We start from the raw sequence: 26,831 nt of genomic DNA, 5'->3' as shown, positions 1-26,831 counted from the left end.
CAGGCGGCTAAACGTCGAAGAGCCATTTGGTCAGGGGAATTCCGTAGTCAACTTATCTTTGATTAAATTAAATACAAAGTGGAATCCCGCCCTGCCTAAAGTAGTGAGTGAACCTGTTCTGTAACCAGTATAGTTCACTCCTTTTAGTTTTCCCCTTTCCACAACAAGCGGGCAAATAGCAGGTTATTCATTACTATGATCAATATTATTCCTCTGTCACATGGAGTTTCAAACCTAATGCTTTAACGACTTTCAGAATAGTGCCAAACTCAGGGTCTCCGTCACCAGATAACGCCCGATATAAACTCTCACGAGACAGACCGGCATCTTTTGCCACCTGAGTCATACCATGCGCACGCGCAATTGTACCTAACGCACGCACAATAAAGGCAGGATCATCACCCGCTTCTTCAATACAGGCATTCAAATACGCAGCCATATCTACTTTGGTTTTCAGGTATTCTGCTGAATCCCAACGAGTAAACTGTTCATTTATCATGTTGTTCTTTCCAACTGTGAGCTAATTATAAAACCAGTTTAATGTCTTTATTTTATGTGCTTTTATTGCTGCCATAAAGACTTCAAACCTGAAATTTTTGATAATTTAGCCAGTAAAATTTATTTTTTCTTACTTTTGAATATTTTTACAAATGAGAGATATTCTATCTTAGGATTTTTTATTAAGGCAAAACGAATGAGCTCAATTTATTCAGAAGAATATCAGCATGTTATCCGATTATTACGCGAAACACTCTTGGAAAAAGGCATTACACAGGAAAAACTGGCACAAGCATTTGGCCGTCCTCAATCATTTATAGCCAAAGTTGAAAATGGTGAAAGAAGAGACTATACCCTATGGATTTTAAGATGCATCGCGGCGGCAAGGGAGTGAATCCCCGGGAGCATAGCAAACTATGTGACCGGGGTGAGCGAGTACAGCCAACAAAGAGGCAACTTGAAAGATGACGGGTATAGATGTCGTGGAATTTGTGCGCATAACCCATTTGTTGTCACTAAACCTAATCCAAATTTTAGACAAAATAAAGCTGAAAAAACCAAGTTTTAACAATAAGCTAAAGTGAATATCCACAGTGTATACCACAAACAAAAACATCAAAAAACGCTTTAGTTTTATTGGTGTTTTTAGTTTAGGCTTCAATCGATGTCTATAGACTCTGGGAACTTTCCACTCTTATAAATTACGAATAAAAATACATATAAATCAGCACATTGCAACAACAGGAACTCACAAGACCATGAAGATACCACGTTCTAATCAGGGGGTTAGTTTGCGCCCTACATCGGTTGCATCTTGCCTCGCATCCTGCTCCGAGGCCATCTGCCGCAACAGAATGGCCAGTTCGGCCGGGTCACCGTCGCGACGGACTTCGGCAAGCAGCTCCGCTGCATAAGTCGATCAGCGCGGAAGTGCTCGGCCATGACCTCATCATGCGATCTATCTTTCATTTGGTGCCACCCTCCTTTCAAAGTGCACGGTTTGGTAGCCAAGTTCCGTGCGATGCCATCGCGGCTAGAAAAGGATACTTTCGTCCCAACCACCGTGTTTCGCCTGTGTCACTTTAGCTTTTATCCTCGCCTCTAGCGACTTGATAAACCGAACCGAGGCCGCAACGTGATTGAAGATCAACAGGCTTTCCTCATAATTCAGGATTGGGTTGTCGTGAGCTAAGCTCTTGTTGTTCCGCACATCGTTAAAGGCTTCAAGCACCGAGATGCTGGACTTTAAGATACGCTCGGTCATCGCTGACTCAAGATGACCTCCATCACGTAACGCCTTCACATACTCGCCAAAGACGCTATGCAACGGTTTGCCACGGGTGATCGTGATGCCGTGAGGCGCACATGTTACACGGATAAACTTGTTGACGAACGTATGAAGCCGGTCTAACCCGCCCTCAGGTTGATTTTTCTCGATAGCTTCGCGAACGTGCTCCGCCACCACCTCGAAATCTCGTTCATCCGCGATGGCTATCAGCGCATCTAGCTCAGCAACCGGCTGGTCACTGAGAAGCCGCTGAGCGATCTTCCGGCAATCGTCAATCAGCACTGGGTTGCTGTCACCAAAGCACTGCTTTTCGCTGGCGTAGTCGACCAAACCGCCGATAACTCGACCCACCACATAGTTCGCCTCCAACTCCCAGAAGGTGCGCATACGGTTAGCCTTCGACGTGCCGCGCGCTCGGTAGCGTTCAGCATCAATTTCCACCCGGTATTCGTCGAAGAAGTCGCCGAAGGTTCGGTCGGAAAAATTGAGGACGTACCCGCCGCTCATTCCGAGCAGCCTTTCCAGTTTCCGACGTTCACTTCCGCTAAGATCGGACATAGGTGCTCCTATCTCAGCCCAATCGTGCCGCTTCTGCCGCAACGTGGCCTGCCAAAGCTGCCACGAACGTCTTGAGGCTGGTCATTGAGGACAGCTCCGCGAAATCGCCGGTATTCACTGCACTGCGCTCCGCCGCGATGACGGCAGCGGTAGTGTAAAGCTGCTCCTGCACCAGTCGCTGACACAGCAGGTCATACCGCTTGAGATATGACGCGCCCTTGAATTCCTCGAACACAGGAAAGTGTGGCGACGAGTCGCGGACGGATTTACGAGACTCCGACGCATCCTCAACCATCATCATCCACCCTACAAATGGACGCGGTTGCTTGCCGAACGCTTCTTCACGGAAGGCTGTCCATAAATCATGAGCCGTCCCGATTGCTTCCTCAGTTCGATTATTAAAGTTGTTTCCGAACGAGGGGCCTACTTGGCTTTTCAGTTCGATGGCTGCGATTAATTGTCCCTTGTAGAGCACCAAAAGATCCCACAGTTTAGTCGGACGAAAATATCCGGGCAGGGTCAGCATCGCCCGGTTCTGGTGAATCTCAGCATGGGCTAGCCCATTGGCCTTGATGATGTCGAGCACCAAAGCCAAGAACCCGTCCATGTTCTTGCCAGCGGTGACTCCGGCACATTCACCTTGGTCGGCCTTGCCCGACTCTATTTGTTTTTGTCTTGCTGCTTCGCGGTTGCCCCAAAACGCCTTCACGGCTTCGCGGGCTTTCTGTTCGTAGTCGACGAGATCGAGCGCCATTTATTCTCCATTTCCCCCGAGGGCAGATCGTTCTTCTTGGCTTAAGTCGTAGAGCCTGAACACAGCCCGGTTGCAAGCTTGCAAGTCCCGTTTGATAGCAGCCTCGGCTAACTCACGGCGCAGCGGTTCTGACACTTCAGCCCAGTGCGGAATGCGAATGCGGCGCAGGTACTGAGCTTGGAAGCGTAGGAATCCACCCCGCATTTTCGTTGAATAGGTCGCCACAAACAGACGAGTGACCGCGGATAGCAGGACAGCCTGCAAGGCCCGTAAATCCCAGTCGTCTGACGTGACGTAGTAGAGGTTGTGGTGAGGATACAGTTCACCATTTTCATAGACGATATGCGCCTGTCCCTTGATATCTGGAATCAGGAGCTTTGGCCTCGCAGCCAACGACGGCGTGATGCGGTCAATTGTGCGATACCAGTTGGCCGGAGCTTTCTGCGCACAGTGACGCCCAGCGATCACCTCTCGTCGAGCCTCAAGGTAGCGCCGCAGACGGGGATACTCGTCAAGATCGACCAGTCCGCCCTGCTCAGCAAAGGGGTTGATAACACCCAGACCGCGCCACTCCACTTCGCCGGTCATGATGTCTTTGGTTGTTACCAGCGGCACCTTCCGGTCTGGCTCAACATTAAGCGCGTCGAAATCCCCGATAAATGCTTTGTCCGCGCCAGTCGCAACACCGATCCCGACCTTACACCCTGCCTCTTCCAGCAGGGGAAAGTCCCCCTCCAGACGGCGAATAACCGCCATCTGGTCGAATGACTCCAGCAACCACGGCTCCGAACCGTTGGTCACTTGGGCAAGTTCACGCGCCGGGCCGACTTCCTTCGGCAGCGAGGGTGCTTTGAGCAAACCTGCCAATGCGGTCAGCGTCGCACGGTCAATAGCCGGGCGGTAAGCGATGCGCGTTGGCCTCGGCACTTCACGGCTGATGATAGTGATTGCTGGGTAAGCAATCACATCGGAGTGGAAGGCAGGTGTATCCACCATGTCGACATAGACTTTCAGGTGGAACCGCTCGGCTACGAGGCTGCGCAGTGGCCCGCCATAGCGGTTTTTCATCCAGCGATCAGCGCAGATGAAGCCTAGGCTGCCACCATCCGACAAAACCGACAGAGACCGCTCAATGAAGGGAATGTAGATATCTGCCCGGTCATACATCGTCAGGTAACGACTACGATATTCTGCAAGCAGCGGTGCCGGAATCAACTCCTGACGAACATAGGGTGGGTTGCCAACCACAAAATCAAATTGCCCCTCCAGCGGTGCCAGCAGGAAATCGCCTTGCGACAGCCAGTAACTAGCCAACGTGACCGCAGCATTCGCAGCGATCCCTTGCCGCCTGAGCAGTGCGACAACGGCAGCTTTAGTGCTCTTAAAGGTCTCGTGGTGCAATTCCACCGCCCGGATTGCATCGGTTAGTTCGTCGAGCGCGGAACCGCTCGGCCTTGCTGCCCGCCATGCACTCAGTAGCCGCTCAATGATCGGCAACAGAAAGTCGCCACCACCAAATGACGGCTCCAAAAGACGCTTTTCGTGAAGCGGTTGATCCTCTGTGTAACCAACCAAGTCGAGAATGAAATCCACCACCTCAAAGCGCGTGAAAATGGCCCCTCGGGCTTCGAGCCCGCCCTCTGTCGCCAAAGCCTCAGTCGCTGCCGTGACGGGACATACAGGCACTGCAACAGCTCTAGGAGTAACCTTGCTGCGCACGCTGTTTGCGGCGTCTAGTTGTTGGGTCATCCCAAATCCTCATTGGCGCGGCGTGATGACGCCGACATGCTTGTAAAGTGTGGTTCGGGACACGCCATAACGGCGGACCACCTCGGCCACCTGAATATCGGGATCGCGCAACAGGGCTTTGATCTCGCGCACCTGCTGGTCGTCCAGCTTCGGTTTGCAGCCACAGGCCCGGCCTGCGTCCGCTCCCGGATTAAGCCGCGCTCGAACTCGGCCAGTGCCGCGAACACATGGAAAACCAATCTGCCCGCTGCGCTGCTCAAGGTCAGCCACGATCTGCATCAGATCGGCGAGGCTACGCCCGAGTCGATCCAGCCGCCACAACACTTTAGTGCCAGTCTATGCCGGATTCGGGATCATTCCCACTCAATCGTCGCAGGTGGTTTACCGCTGACATCATAGACAACTCTCGATATCCCATTGACTTCATTGATGATCCGGTTAGAAACCCGGCCCAGGAAATCGTATGGTAAATGCGCCCAATGTGCGGTCATAAAATCAATCGTTTCTACTGCCCGTAACGAAACAACCCAGTCATATTTACGGCCATCCCCCATCACGCCCACAGAGCGAACCGGCAAGAATACGGTAAACGCCTGACTGACTTTATTGTACAAATCAGCTTTGTGCAGCTCTTCGATGAAAATAGCATCAGCCAGACGTAGCAGATCGCAGTACTCTTTCTTCACTTCACCCAATACGCGAACACCCAAACCTGGACCTGGGAATGGATGACGGTTCAACATGTCATAAGGCAATCCCAATTCCAAACCAATCTTGCGTACTTCATCTTTAAACAGCTCTTTCAGCGGTTCCACCAGACCCAATTTCATCTCTTCCGGCAAACCACCTACGTTATGATGAGATTTGATAACGTGTGCTTTGCCTGTCGCTGATGCCGCTGATTCGATGACATCTGGGTAAATAGTGCCTTGTGCCAGCCATTTAACCTGAGTCTGTTTACTTGCCTCTTCATCAAAGACTTCAATAAACACACGGCCAATCGTTTTGCGTTTCTCTTCCGGATCATGAATGCCAGTCAATGCAGCAAGGAAACGATCTTCTGCGGGAACATGAACAATATTCAGTCCAAATTTGCCGGCAAACATTTCCATCACCTGATCAGCTTCATTCAAACGCAGTAAGCCGTTATCAACAAATACACAGGTCAGGCGGTTACCAATTGCGCGATGCAGTAATAAGGCGGTGACAGAGGAATCAACACCACCGGACAGCCCCAAAATAACGTGATCTTCACCAACTTGTTCACGCAAGCGCACAACGGTATCTTCGATAATAGAAGCAGGTGTCCACAACGCTTCACATTGGCATATATCCAGTACAAAACGTTCCAATATACGCTGCCCCTGATGGGTATGGGTGACTTCCGGGTGGAATTGCACGCCATAAAAACGTTTTTCTTCATTCGCTATAATGGCAAATGGACAGGTATCAGTGCTGGCGATAGTGATAAAGTCCTCAGGAATTGAAGTGACTTTATCACCGTGACTCATCCATACATCCAATAATGGTTTACCTTGCTCATTTGATGAATCTTGAATTCCACGGAATAATGCGCTTTCCGCTTTAATCTCAACCTGAGCATAGCCAAATTCACGTTTAGTAGAATCCTCTACCTTACCACCGAATTGTACTGACATCGTTTGCATGCCATAGCAAACGCCCAGAACCGGAACGCCCGCGTTAAAAACATATTCAGGAGCCCGTGGACTTCCTTGTGCTGTAGTACTTTCCGGACCACCGGAAAGAATAATACCGCTTGGGTTGAATTCGCGGATTTGCTCCTCAGTGACATCCCATGCCCAAAGTTCACAATAAACCCCGATTTCACGGATACGGCGAGCAACCAATTGAGTGTATTGCGAACCAAAATCAAGGATAAGAATGCGGTGCTGATGGATATTAGTTGTCATGTGCGGTGAATTCCAAAAAAACAAGTAACAAATAAAGATAAGCGGCCCTTATACGGGCCACAACAAATATGGATTACAAACCTAACCGGTAGTTTGGAGACTCTTTGATAATGGTGACATCGTGAACGTGGCTTTCCTGAATGCCAGCACCACTAATGCGAACAAATTCTGCTTTGGTTCTCAATTCATCAATAGTTGCACAGCCAGTCAGACCCATGCAGGAGCGCAAGCCTCCCATTTGCTGATGGACAATGTTTTTCAGCAAGCCTTTGTAGGCAACACGACCTTCAATACCTTCCGGTACCAGTTTGTCTGCGGCATTATCAGTTTGGAAATATCGATCAGAAGAGCCTTTGGACATCGCCCCTAATGATCCCATGCCACGGTAAGATTTAAATGAACGTCCTTGGTACAGCTCAATTTCTCCTGGTGATTCTTCTGTCCCTGCCAACATAGAACCCACCATAACGCACGACGCTCCCGCTGCGATAGCTTTGGCAATATCGCCAGAGAAACGAATGCCGCCATCAGCAATAACTGGAATACCAGTGCCTTCCAACGCTTCAACAGCATCAGAGATAGCGGTAATTTGCGGCACTCCTACACCGGTAACAATACGGGTAGTACAGATAGAACCGGGACCAATACCGACTTTAACCGCATTGACGCCAGCCTCTACCAATGCTTTGGCGCCTTCCCCAGTCGCCACGTTACCACCAATGATTTGTAGATTTGGGTACTTAGCACGAGTTTCACGGATACGTTGCAGTACCCCTTCTGAATGACCATGCGAGGAATCAATAAGCAAAACATCAACACCAGCGGCAACCAATGCATCAATACGCGCTTCATTGCCAGCACCAGCGCCAACCGCGGCACCAACACGTAAACGACCACGTTCATCCTTACAGGCGTTCGGTTTACGTTCTGCTTTCTGAAAATCTTTAACTGTGATCATGCCGAGCAGATGGAAATTTTCATCAACTACCAACGCTTTCTCAACACGTTTTTCATGCATTTTCTGCAACACAACTTCACGGGCTTCAGCTTCTTTTACTGTCACCAGACGCTCTTTAGGCGTCATTACCGCAGTAACAGGCTGATCCAAATCGGTAACGAAACGGACATCACGGCCAGTAATAATACCAACCAACTCATTTCCTCCAGTGACAACCGGATAACCCGCAAAACCATTACGTTCTGTCAATTCTTTAACTTCACGCAGCGTTGTTTCAGGTGCCACAGTGACTGGATCTGTCACAACACCACTCTCATGTTTTTTGACTCGGCTAACTTCTTCTGCCTGACGCTCAATAGACATATTTTTATGGATGAAACCCATGCCACCTTCTTGAGCCAATGCGATAGCCAAACCGGATTCAGTGACAGTATCCATAGCGGCAGACAACATTGGAACTTTTAGACGAATGGTGGAGGTCAGTTGAGTAGACAGGTCAGCAGTGTTAGGTAGAACAGTAGAGTGAGCAGGAACTAACAGAACATCATCAAAGGTTAAAGCTTCTTTTTTAATTCGTAACATAAGCAATATCTCACCAAGCTGCTGAAAATTTAAGGGATAAAATATTGCCGCGGCATTATACAGAACGTAATCGGTTGCCTCCAGCATTTTATTAAAAAATTTCTTGCTTACTTCATGATGCAGGTTAGTATCAGCACATTAAGTTATTGTTTTGAAATTTGATCTTTCTCACATGTCACTACTTTTTAATACTGGAATTTTTTCTGTCAGCCGTCTCAATCAGACGGTTCGGCAACTGCTTGAAATGGAAATGGGCAGAATTTGGCTAAGCGCTGAAATATCCAATTTTTCTCAGCCCTCCTCCGGGCACTGGTATTTCACGCTAAAAGATGAACGTGCCCAAGTGCGAGCGGCGATGTTTCGCAATAGCAATCAACGGGTAACATTCAGGCCGCAAAATGGTCAGCAAGTTTTGGTTCGTGCGGCAATTACGCTTTATGAGCCAAGAGGGGACTATCAGCTTATTGTTGAAAGTATGCAACCCGCCGGTGATGGTCTGTTACAGCAACAGTTTGAACTATTGAAACAAAAACTCAGCACAGAAGGGTTATTTGACCAAAGCCATAAAAAACCATTGCCATCCCCGGCTCAACAGCTTGGTGTAATTACTTCAACCAGTGGCGCAGCCCTGCATGATATTTTGAATATTTTAAAGCGCCGTGATCCATCACTGCCCATCATCATTTATCCGACAGCGGTTCAGGGAACAGAAGCACCGTTACAGATTATCCGAGCTATTGAATTAGCCAATGAACGGCAGGAGTGTGATGTACTGATTGTCGGACGTGGAGGCGGCTCTTTAGAAGACTTATGGAGTTTCAACGACGAACACGTCGCCAGAGCCATTTTTCACAGTGATATTCCGATAGTCAGTGCAGTCGGTCATGAAACGGATGTTACCATTGCTGACTTTGTAGCAGATTTACGCGCCCCGACACCATCAGCGGCGGCTGAGTTAGTCAGCCGTAATCAGCTCGAATTGTTACGTCACATTCAGTCGCAGCAACAACGGCTGGAAATGGCAATGGACTACTTCTTTGCCCAGAAACAGCGTGTTTTCAGTCTGGTCTCTCATCGTTTACAACAACAACATCCTCGTTTACGACTAGCGCGTCAACAAAATTTACTAGTCAGTTTACGCCAGCGGCTCACTGACAGCTTGCAACGACATTTGAGACAAAGTGATCTGACTTATAAGAAATTACAGCAACGGCTCTGGTACGCTGAACCTAGTCCGCAGATCCACCAATATAGCCAACAGATTCAGCAACAAGATTTTCGGTTAAGACAAATGATTGAAAGGCAAATCAGCCGTTCCAGAGAGAAATTTGCCATTTCCTGTTCACGGATGGAAGCAGTTAGCCCTCTGGCAACACTGGCCCGTGGTTACAGCATCAGTCAAACACCGGATGGAGAATTACTAAAACAAACCAAACAGGTACATGTTGGTGATGCTATGAAAACCCGTTTACAAGATGGCTGGATTGAAAGTGAAGTATTGAAAATCAAGAAAGAACGGAAAAAACGATCTGCAAATCTGAAATAGTGGCCTTCCTTTGCCACTTATTTTTCCTATGTCAGAAACGGATTTCTGCACCGGCAATATAGGTCCGGCCCCGAGCGGTTTGATTAGCAGAAGTGGATTCATTCATTAATGCAGCCGTATTATTCATACGATTAAGTGCTTCAGAATAGTTTCTGTTTGTCAAATTCTGTACCAAGAATTTAAGTAGCACATTTTTATTTATTTTATAATCACTGTAAAAATCGACCACGGTTGGAATTTTTTTCTCCTTTTCCATCACCGTTCGCCCATCACTATCCTGATTATAGGGATCTGAATCTAGCTTATAGGAATTACCGGTATATTTAACTATCGCTCCAATACGAAGTTTTTCGCCTAATAAGCGAACCCCTGTATCCAAAGTCATAAAACTTTCAGGTAATTGTGATGCAGGATCTGCCCCAAAAATCGATGTAGAAATAGAAGTCGGTTGGCTTGTTTTTTGTCGACTATAAGCCAACTTGCTATAAAATACACCGACATCATAATCAGCAGAGACTTCATAACCGCGCATTCTTACCGGAGTTATGCTATTGCTATAAATATGTATACCAAAATTTGCGTCAACATGCTTCCAATCTTCTTCTGATAATTTCGAAGATTGGCATACCCTACCATCTTTACACAGAGCATATAAATCACTACTGATGTAATTCTTTATCTTAGTATGATACCAGGCTGCTTTCAGACGGAAAGTATCTCCTTTTACAATCATGTCTGGACGGTAACTATTAAAGCCGATTTGATAAGTATCTGCTTTTTCTCCTTTCAGGAATGGATTAATTGATGCGCCACCTTCATTGCCATAGAAGATTTCCTGTACGTTCGGCGCTCTCATTGAATGAGTATAACTCACAAAAGGCTGGAATTCAGGAATGATTTCCGCTGATAGCAGAACGCTTGGATTAAATCCACGCTCTTTCAAATTCAATTCGGCTTTACCTTGAGGGAAACAGTTAACTCGTGGCTCACAGGCTGGTTTATGGCCCTTTACACTGTAATCAATATAATTAAGATTAATATTAGCTTGGTAAATATCACGAGTAATTTTCAATCCACTATAAATACTGGCAATATCTTGTTTACCACTTGGTGCGAAACTATTATTTTCTTTTGCTTCACTATCTTTCTTTTTATATTCCTTCTTTTTTTCTTCCTCTTCTATATCAGAGTAAATACTATCAGTCGTCTTACTATATTCAGTTTTCATCAACTTACCACCGAATATCAGATCAAAATCTGTATCTCCGTAATTAAAACGGCTGATGTTACTGAGATTAATAGTGTTTGACTTATTTTTAGTTTTACTTTTTATTAACGCATTAAGTGCAGTATTATATATTTGATCACTTCCACTAGTGCTAACCAACAATTTCATATCAATCAATTCACTGAACGGCTTATAGTTGTATTTCAGATAAAAATCCTCGCTATCAATATGACGATGGGTAAATTTATTGTGATACAAGCGACCATTTAATTCCATATCATGAAATTCATTTGGCTTAATATTTAATTTCATTAATTGCGAATTTGGTTTCTGTTTAAAATATTTATTAGTACCAAATTCATCACTTGATATTCCATCCCCATTTTTATAATTTGCATCAATTGAATGTCCACTGGCGGCCAATATAGCGCCAATTGATCCTTCAGAACTAAAAGCCTGAGTTTTACTGGCGACGGCTATCATGCCATTATGACCAATTCCATTATCGCCATAGAGCATTTTTGTACGTATTCCCAGTGTATTACCACTGAATATCACATCATCAACACCAATTGTACGGAAATTAGCACTACCTGCTAATGCGTTGACACTATCAGATCCATCAGATTGTCCCCGGCTAATATCCACACCGACAATAAAGTTAGGATCAATTAATGAACCAAACTGACTCTGAAGGCTATTACCGTGGGTTATGCTGGTGGGTGATGTGCCATAAAAACTCTGACTAACACCATCAACCATCATATTTACTCGACCAAATCCACTTAATCCACGAATATTCACACTCACCGTTCCTTGACCCGGATCTATTTGGGTATAAGTCCCTGGCATACTACGTAATATGCTATCCATTGATTGAAGTTTTGTATCTTCACCTTTAGAACTGTAAGAACCGGGCCTTTCCATTGCCCTCACTTCCGCATCATCCTGCGAACCAGAAACCTTAAGGCTACTGAACTTCATTACCTTATCTGATTTCCTCTCTTGCTTTTCCTCACCATAAGCAAACCCTTGCAGCCCAATTAAAACCACGCTAGCCCCTGCTATCTTTGTCATTATTTTCATTTCAATTATCCTAAATGCATACAAATCAATATTTGCTCACATACCAGTATTCAGAAAACAAAAATATTCAGCACTGATAAATTATTATCAGTGCTTCAAATAACAAATTTATATTATTTATAATTTATTTCAGTTATCTTTTAATTGCGGAAAATACTTTTTAGCGTCATCCAGCATCAAAATAAAACTGTAATCCATTGCAGTATCTTTTAATCGATTAAATCGGCCTGATTTACCACCATGCCCGGCGCTCATATTAGTTTCTAATAATAAAATAGAGTTACCTTCCTTCATATCCCGTAATTTTGCTACCCATTTAGTCGGTTCCCAATATTGCACTTGGGAATCATAAAATCCACTCGTCACCAATAAATTTGGGTAACGTTGGTGTTTTATATTGTCATACGGACTATATGATTTAATCCGGGAATAATCCTCTTTATTTTCAGGATTACCCCACTCCTCATATTCTCCTACTGTCAGAGGAATAGAAGGATCAAGCATGGTTGTCACGGCATCAACAAAGGGAACTTGAGCAACCACGCCGCGATATAATTCCGGTGCCTGATTAATCACAGCACCCATCAGCAAACCACCAGCACTCCCTCCCATCGCATAAACCCGTTTGCTGTCACCATATTTCTGAGCAATCAGTGCTTTAGTCACATCGATAAAGTCATTAAAACTATTCATTTTATTTTCGACTTTACCCTGTAGATACCATTTCTTACCCAGTTCTCCGCCACCACGTACATGTACTAATGCGTAAACAAAGCCCCGACCTAATAAACTCAATCGCGGTGAGCTAAATGAAGGGTCCATGCTGATACCATAAGCTCCATAACCATATATTAATATCGGGTTTTGGCCTTTTTTAAACAGTGATTTTCGATAAACCAGAGAGACAGGAACTTCAACGCCATCACGAGCCTTCACCCAAATACGCTGGCTCTCATAATGATGTTTATCGAAACCTTTTACTTCTTGCTGCTTAAGTAATTCCCGCTCACCTGTTTTCATATTCCATTGGAATGTTGAGCTTGGTGTCGTCATGGATGAATAACCATAACGGACAAAATCAGTATCGGGTTCAGGGTTGTAATCAATCCATGCCATATAACTTGGATCATCGAACTTAATCTGTTTTTCTTGTTGTGTCTGCCAATTAATTTGACGAATTGTCGGTAATCCTTTTGTTCGTTCCTGTACGACTAACCAGTCATTAAACAGATCGAAATCTTCAAGATCACTATCCTGCTGCGGAGCAATGACTATTTTCCACGGCGTATTGATGGCGTCCGTCTGATAAAGCCCATAGGTTTCATTTTCATGATTTGAACGGATGTAGAAATGATCGCGGAAATGGTCAATATAATACTCTCGGCCTTCCTTACGAGGAGAAAAGAGTTGCAGTTCCGCTTGTGGTTTGTTTGCATCAATCAGCAAATATTCAGAAGTCGAATTACTGGTTATCGACAACATAATATAATCACGGGAAGTGCTTTTAGATATGCCTAAATAAAAACGCTCATCTTCTTCCTGATATATCTTCTGATCTTCGCTGGTATTAGTACCATATTGATGACGAAATACCTGATATGGCAACAATGTTTGTGAATGCTTGCGCACATAAAACAACGTATTGTTATCATTCGCCCAAACAATATTACCAGAAGTATTGTTTATTACATCGTTATTCCACTGTTTGTCAGCAATATCTTTAAAAGAGATCTGATAATTACGGCGCCCCTGCGTATCTTCAGCAATCGCAATACGTTTATTATCTGGAGTAATCGCAAAATTACTCAATTGATAATATTCATGCCCTTTGGCTCTCTCATTACCATCGACCAGCACCTGCCAATCTGATGAGCCATCAGCAGGTTTACGCTGATAAATCGGGAAATCTTTGCCAGTTTCATAAGTTGCCCGATAAATATACCCATTATAAGTATAGGGTACTGATTGATCATCCTGCTTCATCCTGCCAACCATTTCTTCGTATAACGTATCCCGCAACTGTTCACCGGGTTTTAACACCTGTTCGGTATATTTATTTTCGGCGGTCAGATAATCAATAACTTTTTGATCCTTACGAGTATCATCCCGCATCCAGTAATAATCATCTATACGAGTATCATCGTGAATAGTTATATGGTGTGGTTGCTTCATCGCCTTTGGTGGCATAATTTCTTCCTCTGCGGCGGCAGAATTCAACCAGCCGCTCAATAAAAATATCAATAACAGCCCTTTAGTTTTCAGGGCAAATCGCGCTTGCTGCCTTAACATATATGCTGTCCTTAAATCGTTCAAAAATATTAATTAACTAAACTAAAATCAATCGGAAGTTCTATCGTAATTTCATTACCGTTTAAAACGGTATTGGGGGGAGCTGGCAACGGCTGCGCCCTTGCCAGAACTTGCTTCGCTTCCCTGTCTAAAGAATGAGTTCCAGAACGACGAACTAAGTCACTGTGAGTAACATAGCCCTGTTTATCAATCGTGAATCTGACTGTAGGCCGACCCGTGCGGTTTCTTCTCTGTGCATCCTCTGGATAACGTTTATATCGATTTAAATGCCCGATAACTTCCGCTCGCCATAGCGCATCCGCATCAGCAACCGCCTTTGAATCACTGTCATAAGCAGCAGCAACCCGCGAAGTCAGATTAGTGGAAGTGGCAGTACTGCTTACCATAGCAGCACTACTTTGAGATTTTTCACTCTCTTGTTCTTCTACCTGCTGGTGCTTCACCAGTGGTGTCTTTTTAATCTCTTCATGGCGCTTTTTCTGCTTTTTAGGTTTATGCACCAGAATCTGCGCCTGTTCATCTTTCATAAGCTCAGGCGTTTTAATCTCATTAACCTCACTTTCCTGCTGTCGGCTGGCAACAGAAAGTTGCTGTTCAATACCAATAGGTTGTTTTTGTACCTGATGCGTCGCTTCTGTCAACAATGAAAGCTCCATCATCACCGCCGGCGGTGGCATCAGTTCATCAACGGCAATTTCTTCTGGCTGGTAGATAATCCAGCCAGCCAAAATGAGATGAGCAGCAATAGCAGAAACGAGCCCTTTTTTAAAATGACTCGTTTGAAAGGCCGGGTGTGTCAGCGTCAACATGGATGATAGCGCATAATTTTAATTATCATTTAGTAATGATAATTAATTTCATATGCTAATGAAAATTATTTTTACATGTATCGTTAACTTGAGCACATCCTTGTGCCAAAGCCCTTTATATAAGGGAAAAGACCACTATACCCTATGGATTTCAAGATGTATCGCGACGGCAAAGGAGTGAATCCCCGGGAGCATAGCTAACTATGTGACCGGGGTGAGCGAGTGCAGCCAACAAAGAGACAACTTGAAAGATAACGGGGATATTTGTTTAAAATATCTATGGTTTCTTTACTGGCGTATACCAGACATAATCAGCATATTGGCTATCCAGTAGATTGCTTTTTTCAGCCATGATCAACACAACAAGGTCCTCTTGGGGCGATAAATCTTTAACATGTAGAGGAACACCCATTACTTTCGTTGCATGATATCCACCCGCAATCAGTGTGGCGGGAACCGGCGCTTTAAGTAACTGTTCCGCCATTCTGCGATCCCGCATTTGCTGAATAGTTGTCATGGCAGATAACTGTTGTTCCGTTATTTCACCACCGTGGACATCTTCAATCACCGCTTTAATCTGCGCTTTAACATTTTCAGCAACAGAAATATTCCCCTGGAGGAGCGGAGGGTTACTGTAAGCCGCTTTAATTTCACTGCGATCCAAGTTTGCAGACAGCAACGGATAAGGCTGAGATATCAGCTCCATGACCAATCCGCCATACAACTCCCACGGCCACCCCTCTCGCCATGTAAGAAGCTCTTTTATACGGCTTTCACGCACAATAGGCTTAGTTTGCAACCAACTCTTAACTTTATTCACTTTTTGCTGCTGATCAGGGTTAATCATCTCTAACAGAACCGAACCCTGTTCTCTTTTGCGCGGAAGTTGCTGAACCAGCCAAAGCTCGATCTGATGATGATATGGATTATCATGTTTTTCACCCACTACTATCCGCTGATGTGGCGCCAATCGATTGAGCAATTCATCAGGGGTCAGGGCGTGACCTGTTTTAAGATCGATAATAGCCCCTTGCTGAGTTAGTTCCGGTGAAAGCGTTTGGAGAGTTGGTTTTTGTTGTACAGATACACATCCAGATAAGATCAGTAAACCACAGATAATCAGAAAAGATTTTACAGTCGTGAGAAATTTTATCATGTCCATTATCCATATTAATGTTTTTCGCATCATATATACCCTTCATCTTTCAAGCTGCTGCTTTGTTGGCTGCTTTCACTCACCCCAGTCACATAGTTATCTATGCTCCTGGGGATTCGTTCACTTGCCGCCGCGCTGCAACTCGAAATCTATTAGGTATAGATAATAAGAATCGTTTACAACAAACAGCCCATGTCCATATAGGGAACAGGGGCAATAAGTATTACAGCGGATGAGTTTGTGCTTCAACTGCCGCCAGAGCAACCATATTAACGATACGGCGTACAGAAGAAATTGGTGTCAAAATGTGTACCGGTTTGGAAACCCCCATCAGAACTGGACCAACGGTAACGCCTTCAGAACTGGTGACACGTAGCAAGTTATAACTAATACGGGCAGATTCCATATTCGGCATAATTAACAGATTAGCCGCCCCTTTCAATGGGCTATCTGGCATGATGTCACGGCGAATACTTTCAACCAATGCAGCATCACCATGCATTTCACCATCAATTTCAAGTGAAGGTGACATTTTATTCACCAACTCCAGCGTCTGGCGCATTTTCCGTGCTGAGAGGCAATCAGTGGAACCAAAACTTGAATGAGAAAGCAGCGCAACTTTTGGTTCGATACCGAAACGGCGGATAGTTTCTGCCGCCATAAGGGTAATCTCGGCCAATTGTTCAGGCGTTGGATCATTATTGACATAAGTATCCGCAATAAAAGTATTACCGCTTGGCAACATCAGTGCATTCATTGCACCGGCAGTATGAACCCCATCACGGAAACCAAATACGTTTCTCACAACCTCGTAATGTTCACTGTAACTGCCAACGGTACCACAAATCAGACCATCAGCTTCACCACGCAGCACCATAATCGCCCCAATCAGGGTTGGATTACCGATAACCGCCCGGCGAGCTTGTTCAGCAGAAACACCTCGACGTTTCATAATATTATGGTATTCCTGCCAGTATTTTTTGAAGCGCGGATCATTCTCATTATTAACGACTTCAAAGTCTTTACCCGCTTCAATATGCAATCCCAGTTTCTGAATACGCATTTCGATAACACTAGGGCGACCAATGAGAATCGGGTAAGCCAGCCCAAGAGAGATCAATTCCTGAGTCGCATGCAATACACGTACTTCCTCTCCTTCGGCCAAAACGATACGCTTTTTCGCTTTCTTAGCCTGCGAAAAAATAGGTTTCATAAACAAGTTTGTTTTATAGACAAACTCATTTAGCTTCTCAATATATGCGCCAAAGTCTTTAATCGGACGGGTTGCCACGCCGGAATCCATTGCCGCTTTGGCAACTGCCGGGGCAATTTTCACAATCAGGCGCGGATCAAATGGTTTAGGAATAATATATTCAGGACCAAAAAACAGATCCTGATCATTATAAGCAGAAGCCACTTCTTCACTCTGTTCCGCCAGCGCCAAATCAGCAATCGCATGAACACAAGCAAGCTTCATCTCCTCGTTAATGGTTGTTGCGCCAACATCCAGCGCGCCACGGAAAATAAACGGGAAACAGAGCACATTATTAACCTGATTCGGATAATCAGACCGACCGGTACAAATGATGGCATCAGGGCGAACTTGTTTCGCCAATGGCGGCAAAATTTCCGGTTCAGGGTTTGCTAATGCCATGATGAGTGGATCTTTGGCCATCGTTTTCACCATGTCCTGAGTCAACACGCCAGGGCCGGAACATCCGAGGAAAATATCCGCACCAGGGATAACATCACTTAATGTGCGGCTGCCATTGTCTTCAATCGCATAAGCAGCTTTAGTCTCTTCCATATTTTTATCGCGACCGCGATAAATCACCCCTTTAGAGTCGCATACCACAATATTTTTGCGTTGCAACCCAAGCGCAACCAGTAAATTCATACAGGCAATTGAGGCAGCACCGGCGCCAGAAACAACTAAGCGAACCGCTGAAATCTCTTTTTTCATAATCCGCAAGCCATTCAAAACAGCAGCGGTACAAATTATCGCTGTACCATGCTGGTCATCATGGAATACCGGAATGTTCATTTTTTCCCGAAGTTTTTTCTCAATATAGAAACACTCCGGTGCTTTAATATCTTCGAGGTTAATTCCCCCAAATGTCGGCTCCAGCGCCGCAATGATATCAATCAACTTATCAGGATCAGACTCATCGACTTCAATATCAAATACATCAATACCTGAGAATTTTTTAAACAGGACACCTTTTCCCTCCATCACTGGCTTACCTGCCAGTGCGCCAATATTCCCCAATCCTAAGACCGCGCTACCATTAGATATCACGGCCACAAGATTGCCACGCGCCGTATATTTATAAGCCGCTAATGGATCTTCTGCAATTTCCAGGCAAGGCGCGGCAACACCTGGTGAATAAGCTAAGGCTAAATCTCGCTGAGTTGTCAGGGGCTTAGTCGGAGTAATCGTGATTTTCCCTGGTTGTGGAAACTGGTGAAAATCCAATGCACTCTGTTTTAATTTTTCATCCATCGTCGGATCCTTTATATACAATCTACAATCTGGAGTAAGAGCGGGAGCAGTATAATAGGTACTGTGTGTCAAATCATAACATTGACAGCGCCTTATCAATAAAGTAGCACTTTATTTGCTCATAAAAAACACTACCCAAGTTATCCACTAACGACCCTACTTTATATAGGAAAATAAAGAGAGAAACATTATCATTCATACAATATCACTAAAATTATAATAACGACAATAATTATCACATAAAAAAACTCTCAATATAAATTCAATTAAAATAAATTTTATAAAAGAAAACAAATCTAATAATCACAAATTTAATTTATTGATTTTTAACATCATTTTAAGCCAGGAAGTTATGTGTTTTTTGTGAAAATTACTCATCTTCTTTTTTTACTTATCAAACTAATTTGCGCTATTTATATTTTTATATCAGGATGTGCTTTCTGGACTTACAGAGCTATCAATTCTGTAAATCAATCGGTTTTGGTAAAATTTTTTCATAGCAATTTAATTTATGGCAGACCCATTCATTACTGCCTTTTAATCAAATTCAAAGTCTGCATTTCGTGGCTTTACTTATTAAGGGAGAAGGAAAATGTATAACCATTCAGTGATGATAGTTGATGACCACCCTCTCATTCGCCATGGCTTGAAACAGATTGTAGAGCTCGATCGAGCGCTTACCGTGACAGCAGAAGCTGACAATGGTGAAGAAGCAATAAATATTGCATGCAAGCTGAAACCTGATGTCATTATGATAGATCTCAATATGAATGGTCTTTCAGGCGTGGACACAATTAAATCTATCCGTAGAAAAGGGATCAATTCCTATGTACTGGTATTATCCGTTTCAGATGATCGAAATGATGTTTACGCCGCTATTGACGCTGGAGCCAATGGCTACTTACTTAAAGATAGCGATCTAGATTCGTTATTAAGCAGTATTCGCCACGCTGCTCGTGGACAAACTGTATTTAGCGAAAAAATATACCAACATCTCGCTAACCGTCATAAACATGTTGATCCTTTATCTGAATTGACCAAACGTGAGTTAGATGTATTAAAAGAAGTTTCCAGTGGCATGACTAATAAAGAAGTTGCGGATGTCCTATTTATTTCTGAAGAGACCGTGAAGGTACACATCAGAAACTTGTTAAAAAAACTGAATGTACGTTCCCGCCTGGCTGCAACAATCATGTATTTGCAACATAGGAAAAATGGAGTAGCCTAATACTTCTCCCGAACCGATCCTTGAGCTTATTACCGAGGATCGGCTCTTACTGTTGTTATGTAGCAAATGTTATGTAGCAAACGTTATGTAGCAATATATCCTATGAAACGAGCCAACAAAATTGGGCCCGCTGTTTTGATATCTCCGGTAATAAAAATCAGGATATCATCTGGATAAAACTAGCATTTTCCAGCATTATGTTTAGGTATTTAAATTTTCTTTAAGGATCTGTTAAATGATGTTGGATAAATCTTCTCAACCCGCTTTTACTCTCTATGGGATTAAGAATTGTGACACAATAAAAAAAGCCCGCCGTTGGCTGGAAGAACAGGAAATTACTTACCTGTTTCATGATTATCGTGTTGATGGACTAAATGCGGCGCTTTTGCAGTCATTTATTGACAAACTGGGTTGGGAATCATTGATTAACACCCGCGGTACAACTTGGCGTAAACTGACCGATCAACAACGAGCGACAATTAATAATGCTGACGCGGCAAAAGCGTTGATGTTGGAACAACCCGCTATTATCAAACGTCCACTATTAATTTCTGCAAAAGGTGATTGCCTATTAGGCTATAAAGTGGATGAATATCAGCAATTTTTTGCTGAGGCACTCTGAAATGACTTGTCCTGTAATTGAACTTGCACAACAACTCATCAAGCAACCCTCTGTCAGCCCGGACGATAGAGGTTGCCAAGATATTATGATCGCCCACTTGCAAGCAATTGGCTTTACCGTTGAACGGATGCCCTTTGGCGATACAAACAATTTTTGGGCCTATCGCGGCACAGGCCCGACGTTAGCCTTTGCCGGACACACTGATGTCGTCCCGGCGGGCGATGAATCTCAGTGGGAATATCCCCCATTTGAGCCAACTATCCGTAATGGCATGTTATATGGCCGGGGAGCGGCAGATATGAAAGGCTCGTTAGCTGCCATGATTGTCGCTGCTGAACGTTTCGTTGCCTCCTATCCCAACCATAATGGTCGTCTGGCCTTCCTTATTACTTCAGACGAGGAAGCAAAAGCCACCCACGGCACCGTCAAAGTGGTTGAAGCTCTGATGTCCCGCAGTGAACAATTGGATTATTGCCTGATCGGCGAGCCTTCTAGCCAGCATCGCCTTGGCGATATGGTGAAAAATGGCCGTCGCGGTTCCCTGACTGCGAATCTCACCGTCCACGGTATTCAAGGCCACGTTGCCTATCCGCATTTAGCTGATAACCCAATCCACCGTGTCCTTCCTGCTTTACAGACACTGGTCAATACGCACTGGGATGAAGGAAACGAATTTTTCCCGGCGACCAGTATGCAAATTGCCAATATTCACGCAGGAACAGGCAGCCATAATGTGATCCCTGGAAATGTGCAAGTTCAATTTAATTTCCGTTTCAGTACAGAACTGACTGATAGCCAAATTCGTGAACAAGTTGAAACTATCCTAAAAAATCACCACCTGAATTACACGATTGAGTGGATACTGGCAGGCCAGCCCTTTCTGACAGCCAAAGGTGAGTTAGTCAATGCTGTCATACAGGCAATAGACCAGTATTGTGGCTACCAACCTGAATTATCTACCAGTGGTGGTACCTCCGATGGCCGATTTATCGCCCAAATGGGCGCTCAAGTTGTCGAACTGGGACCACTAAATTCAACAATTCATAAAGTTAATGAGTCTGTTAGCGCCGCCGATCTGCAACAACTCAGCCGGATTTATCAACGCGTTATGGAGCAGCTAATCCAGTGATCACAGCAAATATGTTAACCGGCCTGGCTACTGGTCACTTGATTTCTCTCTCCGGCAATCACCGATTACAACCAGAAGCCGCCAATGCTTTTCTTGCCATGCAACAAGCCGCTGAAAAGGCCGGCATTAATCTGCAACCTGCCAGCACATTCCGCGATTTTCAGCGTCAGCAAGCTATCTGGAATGGAAAATTTCGTGGTGAACGCCCGGTGCTGGATGAAAACAGCCAACCAATGGATATCACCCAATTATCAGAAGGAGAACGCTGTAAGGCAATTCTTCGTTGGTCCGCTTTGCCCGGTGGTAGCCGCCATCACTGGGGAACAGAGCTGGATATTTATGATCCAACAATGCTACCGGATAACCAGAAGTTATTACTCGAACCTTGGGAATATGAAAATGGCGGTTATTTCGAACCATTAACTTACTGGTTAACCGAGAATATGGCCCATTTCGGTTTTTACCGTCCCTTTGTCGGTCACAATAGCGACATCGCTTATGAACCGTGGCATATCAGCTACCAACCATTAGCCAAGCAATTGGAAAAATTGCTGACTCCACAAATGTTGCTGGATGTATGGCAACAACATGACATCGCAGGCATTGACTGGTTATCTGCTAACTTACCTTATATATTTGAAAATTACCTCCACGTTGAGCAGGAGATAACCTAATGCAATGGTTAGCTGATTACTGGTGGATTATTTTAATTTTATTGGTTGGCGTTCTTCTCAATGCCATTAAAGAGTTACGTCGCCTGGATGTGAAAAAATTTCTGGACAACAAACCGGAACTGCCTCCTCATCGGGATCTCAATAACAAGTGGGATGATGAAGATGATTGGCCACAGAAAAAGCCGTAGTCCACTCTTGCCAGTCTCTGGCAAGTTTCTCATCGAGACTTAACAACGCCTGTGCGGTTTCTCGCCGCCAGAGTTGCACTAATGCTTTGTAACCACTCAACCTCAATACAGAGACACATTGCTCAACACTCATTTCCTGCTGGAGATGATTTCTCAGCGCAATCAACGGCAAATCACTGTTCAGCAACAATCGTTGCACGGCTGGCAATGAAGCGGAAAGTGGCCGGTGAGCAAATGCAAAACCTGATAGTTCCTGCCAATCATGCCGATTGAGATGATGGTCAGTCTGGTAATCAACAGGCAAGCTAAATCCAATCTGGGATTCTAGCCAATGTGCATCGCGAGCAAGCTGTTGCTGAGCTTGAATCCCCAGAACAATTCCCTGTTCACTCAGGGGAAAAATAGCCATTGCCGTATAACAACCGCTACTGGCTTCCAGATGAGTTCCCATTCGCACTAATTGGAAGCCACATTTCTGCCACAATACCCATAGCTCTGCGGTATAACCAAAGCTAACGGAAATAAAATCCACGCCTTGTTTTTCTGCCCTTTCCCGTTGATACGCGATCATTCCCTGAGCAATACCCTGTCTGCGATTATTAGCCTGTACAGCAACCCGACTGATCCGTTGAGATTTCAACACCGCCGCCTGTGGTAAACCGCTATGGGCAGCTAACGATTGCGCAACCAGATTTCCCCTTGGACGACGCCTGCCAGCCCATATTTCATGGGCTAACTCAAGCGACAACCCACCTTCTTCAACCATCCATAAAGCCCCCATCAAGGCATTATTTCTAAGAGCGGCAACAAATTGCATCCCTTTGGCATCGAGTAAACGCCGTAAATCCAAAGGTGAAGTTTTGTAGTGAGCGCTGGTTAATATGCCGTAAAACTGCCTCAGTAATTCAGGCTGTTTAATCCATTGTTGCTGATGATAGAGGTGATAACTGATCGCCTGATCAGAATTATTGGCAGGAATGGCATCCTCAAACAGTAAAGCGTTTTCCAACCAGTTTTCCAGCGGATCATTTTCCGCCCAACGCACAGGGGCCGTCAGGTTCAGGATATGGCTATCAGGAATCCCAACACAAAATTTAAGTAAAAATCCGCGCCCGGTACCTTCATATCCTTGTACTGTTGTGGTCAACAATATTCGGGGAAAATAGCTGATCAACTCAGATAATTGCGGCATTGGAATAGCAGCAGCTTCATCGATAAGCAACCAATCAATATCTGATACGCTATTTTGTCTACAATATTTGAGCAAACTATCTACGGCCCAGAATTTTCCCTTGTCCCCCGCATAGCACCTGATAACTTCGGTTGTCGCCTTCGCCGGTGCGGTTAACCAGCAATTTCCCTGCCATTGCTGCATTAACATACCAGCAAGTGTCGATTTACCTCGCCCTCTTGGCGCAGTAATGACCCATACCCCCCGATTTGCCCGCAAAAGTCGAACCAAAATGGCATGTTGGCTGACAGTTGGGTTGCCATCAGGCAGTTGCCACGCGCTGTACTGTGGAAATTCAGGGATGCATAAGGGATCATTTTGCCGCCAGAGCAAAACTTGGGAATCGCTAACAATTTGCTGCTGAATATGCTGAACAAAATTCGGCGTTGGAATAGCATCTAACTGTTCGTTCCAACGTGCGCTATCCTTATCTGGTTGATAACGCCATTGGCGCCAAGATGGAACCATCATCACCAACCAACTTCCAGCTTTCAATGTGCCTGCTAATATCGCCAGAGCTTCCGCATTAAAACCTTCGGTAGCGTCAAATATTCCGTGTAGATATTCCTGACCTAATAAACTGACCGCCTTTTCTGGCAACACAGCATTCTGTTTACGATGAGAGATCCATAACCAATCACCAGTAAATCTCTGCTCTAACTCATTAGCCTGTAAATAGCACCAATGATAATCTCCACTCAACACCAGCAAACGACGAAACCCTTGCTGCTGCATTTCCGCCTGTATCACACTCAATTCTGACAACATAACGGCTATGATTTACCAATCAACAATGACAAAATCCCCGCGGCAATCAGCGGCCCCACAGGAACACCTTTAAACAGGGCAACGCCTAATACCGTCCCGACCAACAAACCCGCAACTGTCGATGGTTGATTAGACATGAGTGAAACACCGCGACTACCTAACCATGACACTAATACACCTATCACTATCGCGAGTAACGATTTCCAATTCATAAACGAGTTAAGGACAGCCTGTACCGTAATTTTTCCACTGGCGATAGGCGCCATTACTCCCACAGTCAAAATAAGTACACCAATAGTCAACCCATATTTTTCCACCCACGGGAAAAAATGATTTAGTGGCGTTATGCGAATAACCAGCAAGAGCAGCATTGCAAGCGTGACGGTCATGTTGTGGCTGATGATGCCCAGTGCTGCCAACACTAGCAGCACCAGTAAAGTAGGATCGAGATGACTCATAGATTTCAATACCCTACAACAGCCTAATCCTATTAGGCGAGGGCAATTTTTCCTTATATTACAGAAACAACGGGTATTTTCGTATTAATTCAAACAATTAACAAGCTAACGTCGCACCACCATCAACCACAATATCCTGTAGCGTTATATGGCTTGCCAAATCAGAAGACAAGAAGAGTACGGTATGTGAAATTTCATTAACGCTTGCAATCTTACCAAGGGGAATACCCAATTTATATTGCTCAGGATACCCGTTAATCATATTTTTTTCATCATCATCGGTTTTCCACATGGAACGCTGCATAGGCGTATCCGTCGAACCCGGCGATACAACATTACAACGTATACCAAACGGCGCGAGTTCTAACCCAACACAATGCGTTAAACTTGTCAGTGCTGATTTTGATGCACAATAAGCCGCCATTCGCATACGTGGAACATGTGCCGCATTAGAGCTAATGCTGATAATAGCGCCACTGCGCTGACGTTTAAAATGGGGAACCACGGCACGTAATAGATAAAAAGCCCCAGAAGCATTAACATTAATACAACGATGCCAGTCACTAATATTTAGCTCATCAATATTTCCCAATTGCAATATACCGGCAGCATTAACCAAAATATCTAATTTGGCTGAGATAGACAGTTGTTGGGAACAAATCATTTCGACCTTTTCTGGATCACTAATATCGAGTTGTATACATTGATAAGGCAAATCATCTTGCTCAAATACGCGATCGAAACCTATTACATTAGCACCAAGCGCGGTAAAATCACGGGCAATTTGCTCACCAATGCCACGTGCCGCTCCCGTTACCCAGACGGTTTTATGGCTAAAATCCATCTGTAAATTTTGTTTATTTTTCATATTATTTCTTCTTTGATAGCGATTTATTACGCATTTTTTATAAATTCTATTTATCGAAATTTACTGATGAAATTATTTCTTTCGTACTCATAACCATTCCTGATTTTTCAGCAACATATTTTAAAGCCATAAGGTGATCTTCAAGCGTAAAATCCGCTATCGCATCACCCACTAAAAAAGGCTTTATATCTCTCATGAATGCATCAACCGCAGTAATCATGCAACCAATATGTCCGTACACTCCGCAAATAATTAATTGATCTCTCCCTAACTCTTTTATATTTTCTTCCAACGAAGAACGTTGAAATGCACTATAACGCCACTTAACTATCACAATATCATCGTTATTAGGAGCTAAAGCATGGCTAATATGCTGTAAATGTGGTGATCTATTTAAGCCAGCTCCCCATATATCATTAAGTAATGCTCGCTCTTCATCACTTTGTACTTTAGGTTGTGCTGTATATATAATGGGAATCTCTTTTTCTTTACAAAATAGTTTCAACAAATGAATATTTTCAATTAATTTATTCACTAAAGGGCTATTATTACCGAAAAATTGCAAGAAATAGTCCTGCATATCATGAATAAGCAAGATTGCTTTATGGGGTTCTAATAACCAGGAGGCTTTATTGCCTGGAAAATCTTTCGGCTGAGGTAGTTTATAATTTTTCAATGATGGAATGGTCATTTCAATACCTTCATGTCA

At 44.4% G+C, this 26,831-nt stretch carries 21 protein-coding genes and 2 pseudogenes; 7 read left to right on the top strand and 16 right to left on the bottom strand.

What is annotated here, in order from left to right:
- Nucleotides 1–205: 205 nt before the first annotated feature.
- The gene (locus BA1DRAFT_RS12955) at nucleotides 206–499 is read right to left on the bottom strand and encodes an addiction module antidote protein (RefSeq protein ID WP_011146928.1); all 294 of its coding nucleotides are present in this window, start codon (nucleotides 497–499) and stop codon (nucleotides 206–208) included.
- Between the two features lie 195 nt (nucleotides 500–694).
- Here BA1DRAFT_RS12955 and BA1DRAFT_RS12950 point away from each other — a divergent pair.
- A pseudogene (locus BA1DRAFT_RS12950) lies at nucleotides 695–844 on the top strand (helix-turn-helix domain-containing protein); the annotation flags it as partial.
- Between the two features lie 687 nt (nucleotides 845–1,531).
- Here BA1DRAFT_RS12950 and BA1DRAFT_RS12945 read toward each other — a convergent pair.
- The 6 genes from BA1DRAFT_RS12945 to guaB form a co-directional block, all read right to left on the bottom strand.
- On the bottom strand, nucleotides 1,532–2,344 hold the full coding sequence (locus BA1DRAFT_RS12945) for an abortive infection family protein (RefSeq protein WP_036779779.1): 813 nt from the start codon (nucleotides 2,342–2,344) through the stop codon (nucleotides 1,532–1,534).
- A gap of 13 nt (nucleotides 2,345–2,357) precedes the next feature.
- Nucleotides 2,358–3,098, bottom strand: a complete 741-nt coding sequence (locus tag BA1DRAFT_RS12940; protein ID WP_036779777.1) for a PaeR7I family type II restriction endonuclease — start codon at nucleotides 3,096–3,098, stop codon at nucleotides 2,358–2,360.
- Entirely contained in the window at nucleotides 3,099–4,847 is a 1,749-nt protein-coding gene (locus BA1DRAFT_RS12935) for an Eco57I restriction-modification methylase domain-containing protein (RefSeq protein WP_235201086.1), read from the bottom strand.
- Nucleotides 4,848–4,856: 9 nt separating this feature from the next.
- Entirely contained in the window at nucleotides 4,857–4,979 is a 123-nt protein-coding gene (locus BA1DRAFT_RS24080) for a helix-turn-helix domain-containing protein (RefSeq protein WP_235201091.1), read from the bottom strand.
- Between the two features lie 221 nt (nucleotides 4,980–5,200).
- Nucleotides 5,201–6,778, bottom strand: coding sequence for a glutamine-hydrolyzing GMP synthase (gene guaA / locus BA1DRAFT_RS12925; RefSeq protein ID WP_036779775.1), 1,578 nt, complete (start codon nucleotides 6,776–6,778; stop codon nucleotides 5,201–5,203).
- A gap of 73 nt (nucleotides 6,779–6,851) precedes the next feature.
- Complete coding sequence (guaB, locus tag BA1DRAFT_RS12920; RefSeq protein WP_036779798.1) at nucleotides 6,852–8,318, bottom strand: IMP dehydrogenase; 1,467 nt, start codon at nucleotides 8,316–8,318, stop codon at nucleotides 6,852–6,854.
- 172 nt (nucleotides 8,319–8,490) lie between these two features.
- Here guaB and xseA point away from each other — a divergent pair, with 172 nt between their 5' ends.
- Nucleotides 8,491–9,864: an exodeoxyribonuclease VII large subunit gene (xseA, locus tag BA1DRAFT_RS12915; RefSeq protein ID WP_036779773.1), complete on the top strand. Its 1,374-nt coding sequence runs from the start codon at nucleotides 8,491–8,493 to the stop codon at nucleotides 9,862–9,864.
- Between the two features lie 31 nt (nucleotides 9,865–9,895).
- Here xseA and BA1DRAFT_RS12910 read toward each other — a convergent pair whose 3' ends face one another.
- From BA1DRAFT_RS12910 to maeB, 5 genes are all read right to left on the bottom strand, one after another.
- Nucleotides 9,896–12,178: a TonB-dependent receptor domain-containing protein gene (locus BA1DRAFT_RS12910; RefSeq protein ID WP_036779770.1), complete on the bottom strand. Its 2,283-nt coding sequence runs from the start codon at nucleotides 12,176–12,178 to the stop codon at nucleotides 9,896–9,898.
- Nucleotides 12,179–12,307: 129 nt separating this feature from the next.
- Complete coding sequence (locus tag BA1DRAFT_RS12905) at nucleotides 12,308–14,365, bottom strand: S9 family peptidase (protein ID WP_036779796.1); 2,058 nt, start codon at nucleotides 14,363–14,365, stop codon at nucleotides 12,308–12,310.
- A gap of 131 nt (nucleotides 14,366–14,496) precedes the next feature.
- Nucleotides 14,497–15,297, bottom strand: coding sequence for an energy transducer TonB (locus BA1DRAFT_RS12900; RefSeq protein WP_036779768.1), 801 nt, complete (start codon nucleotides 15,295–15,297; stop codon nucleotides 14,497–14,499).
- Nucleotides 15,298–15,574: 277 nt separating this feature from the next.
- Complete coding sequence (locus tag BA1DRAFT_RS12895; protein ID WP_420865143.1) at nucleotides 15,575–16,453, bottom strand: ChaN family lipoprotein; 879 nt, start codon at nucleotides 16,451–16,453, stop codon at nucleotides 15,575–15,577.
- Between the two features lie 223 nt (nucleotides 16,454–16,676).
- A complete protein-coding gene (gene maeB / locus BA1DRAFT_RS12890) occupies nucleotides 16,677–18,956 on the bottom strand; it encodes an NADP-dependent oxaloacetate-decarboxylating malate dehydrogenase (protein ID WP_036779765.1) in 2,280 nt (759 codons plus the stop codon).
- Between the two features lie 592 nt (nucleotides 18,957–19,548).
- Between maeB and BA1DRAFT_RS12885 the strand changes: the two genes are divergently transcribed.
- The 5 genes from BA1DRAFT_RS12885 to BA1DRAFT_RS12865 all read left to right on the top strand — a co-directional run bounded on the left by BA1DRAFT_RS12885 (nucleotide 19,549) and on the right by BA1DRAFT_RS12865 (nucleotide 22,797).
- Nucleotides 19,549–20,184 (top strand): response regulator, encoded by a 636-nt coding sequence (locus BA1DRAFT_RS12885; RefSeq protein ID WP_011146941.1) that lies wholly within the window; start codon nucleotides 19,549–19,551, stop codon nucleotides 20,182–20,184.
- 238 nt (nucleotides 20,185–20,422) lie between these two features.
- Entirely contained in the window at nucleotides 20,423–20,806 is a 384-nt protein-coding gene (locus BA1DRAFT_RS12880; protein WP_036779792.1) for an ArsC family reductase, read from the top strand.
- Nucleotide 20,807: 1 nt separating this feature from the next.
- Nucleotides 20,808–21,935, top strand: a complete 1,128-nt coding sequence (dapE, locus tag BA1DRAFT_RS12875) for a succinyl-diaminopimelate desuccinylase (protein ID WP_036779763.1) — start codon at nucleotides 20,808–20,810, stop codon at nucleotides 21,933–21,935.
- Between the two features lie 11 nt (nucleotides 21,936–21,946).
- A complete protein-coding gene (locus BA1DRAFT_RS12870) occupies nucleotides 21,947–22,609 on the top strand; it encodes a M15 family metallopeptidase (RefSeq protein WP_338049292.1) in 663 nt (220 codons plus the stop codon).
- The gene (locus tag BA1DRAFT_RS12865) at nucleotides 22,609–22,797 is read left to right on the top strand and encodes a YpfN family protein (protein WP_036779759.1); all 189 of its coding nucleotides are present in this window, start codon (nucleotides 22,609–22,611) and stop codon (nucleotides 22,795–22,797) included. Before BA1DRAFT_RS12870 ends, BA1DRAFT_RS12865 begins: the two co-directional genes overlap by 1 nt.
- On the opposite strand, the gene BA1DRAFT_RS12860 is transcribed toward BA1DRAFT_RS12865, so the two are convergent.
- From BA1DRAFT_RS12860 to BA1DRAFT_RS12845, 4 genes and pseudogenes are all read right to left on the bottom strand, one after another.
- Entirely contained in the window at nucleotides 22,748–24,796 is a 2,049-nt protein-coding gene (locus tag BA1DRAFT_RS12860; protein ID WP_036779756.1) for a tRNA(Met) cytidine acetyltransferase TmcA, read from the bottom strand. The two genes, BA1DRAFT_RS12865 and BA1DRAFT_RS12860, sit on opposite strands and share 50 nt — an antisense overlap.
- 5 nt (nucleotides 24,797–24,801) lie before the next feature.
- The gene (locus tag BA1DRAFT_RS12855; RefSeq protein WP_011146947.1) at nucleotides 24,802–25,254 is read right to left on the bottom strand and encodes a DUF441 domain-containing protein; all 453 of its coding nucleotides are present in this window, start codon (nucleotides 25,252–25,254) and stop codon (nucleotides 24,802–24,804) included.
- A gap of 97 nt (nucleotides 25,255–25,351) precedes the next feature.
- Nucleotides 25,352–26,122: a 2,3-dihydro-2,3-dihydroxybenzoate dehydrogenase gene (gene dhbA / locus BA1DRAFT_RS12850; RefSeq protein WP_036779753.1), complete on the bottom strand. Its 771-nt coding sequence runs from the start codon at nucleotides 26,120–26,122 to the stop codon at nucleotides 25,352–25,354.
- Between the two features lie 70 nt (nucleotides 26,123–26,192).
- A pseudogene (locus BA1DRAFT_RS12845) lies at nucleotides 26,193–26,813 on the bottom strand (isochorismatase family protein); the annotation flags it as partial.
- Nucleotides 26,814–26,831 lie beyond the last annotated feature (18 nt).

The sequence above is a fragment of the Photorhabdus aegyptia genome (genome assembly GCF_000612035.1).
Classification (GTDB): Bacteria; Pseudomonadota; Gammaproteobacteria; order Enterobacterales; family Enterobacteriaceae; genus Photorhabdus; species Photorhabdus akhurstii.
This window is presented reverse-complemented; position numbering and strand designations above follow the sequence as displayed.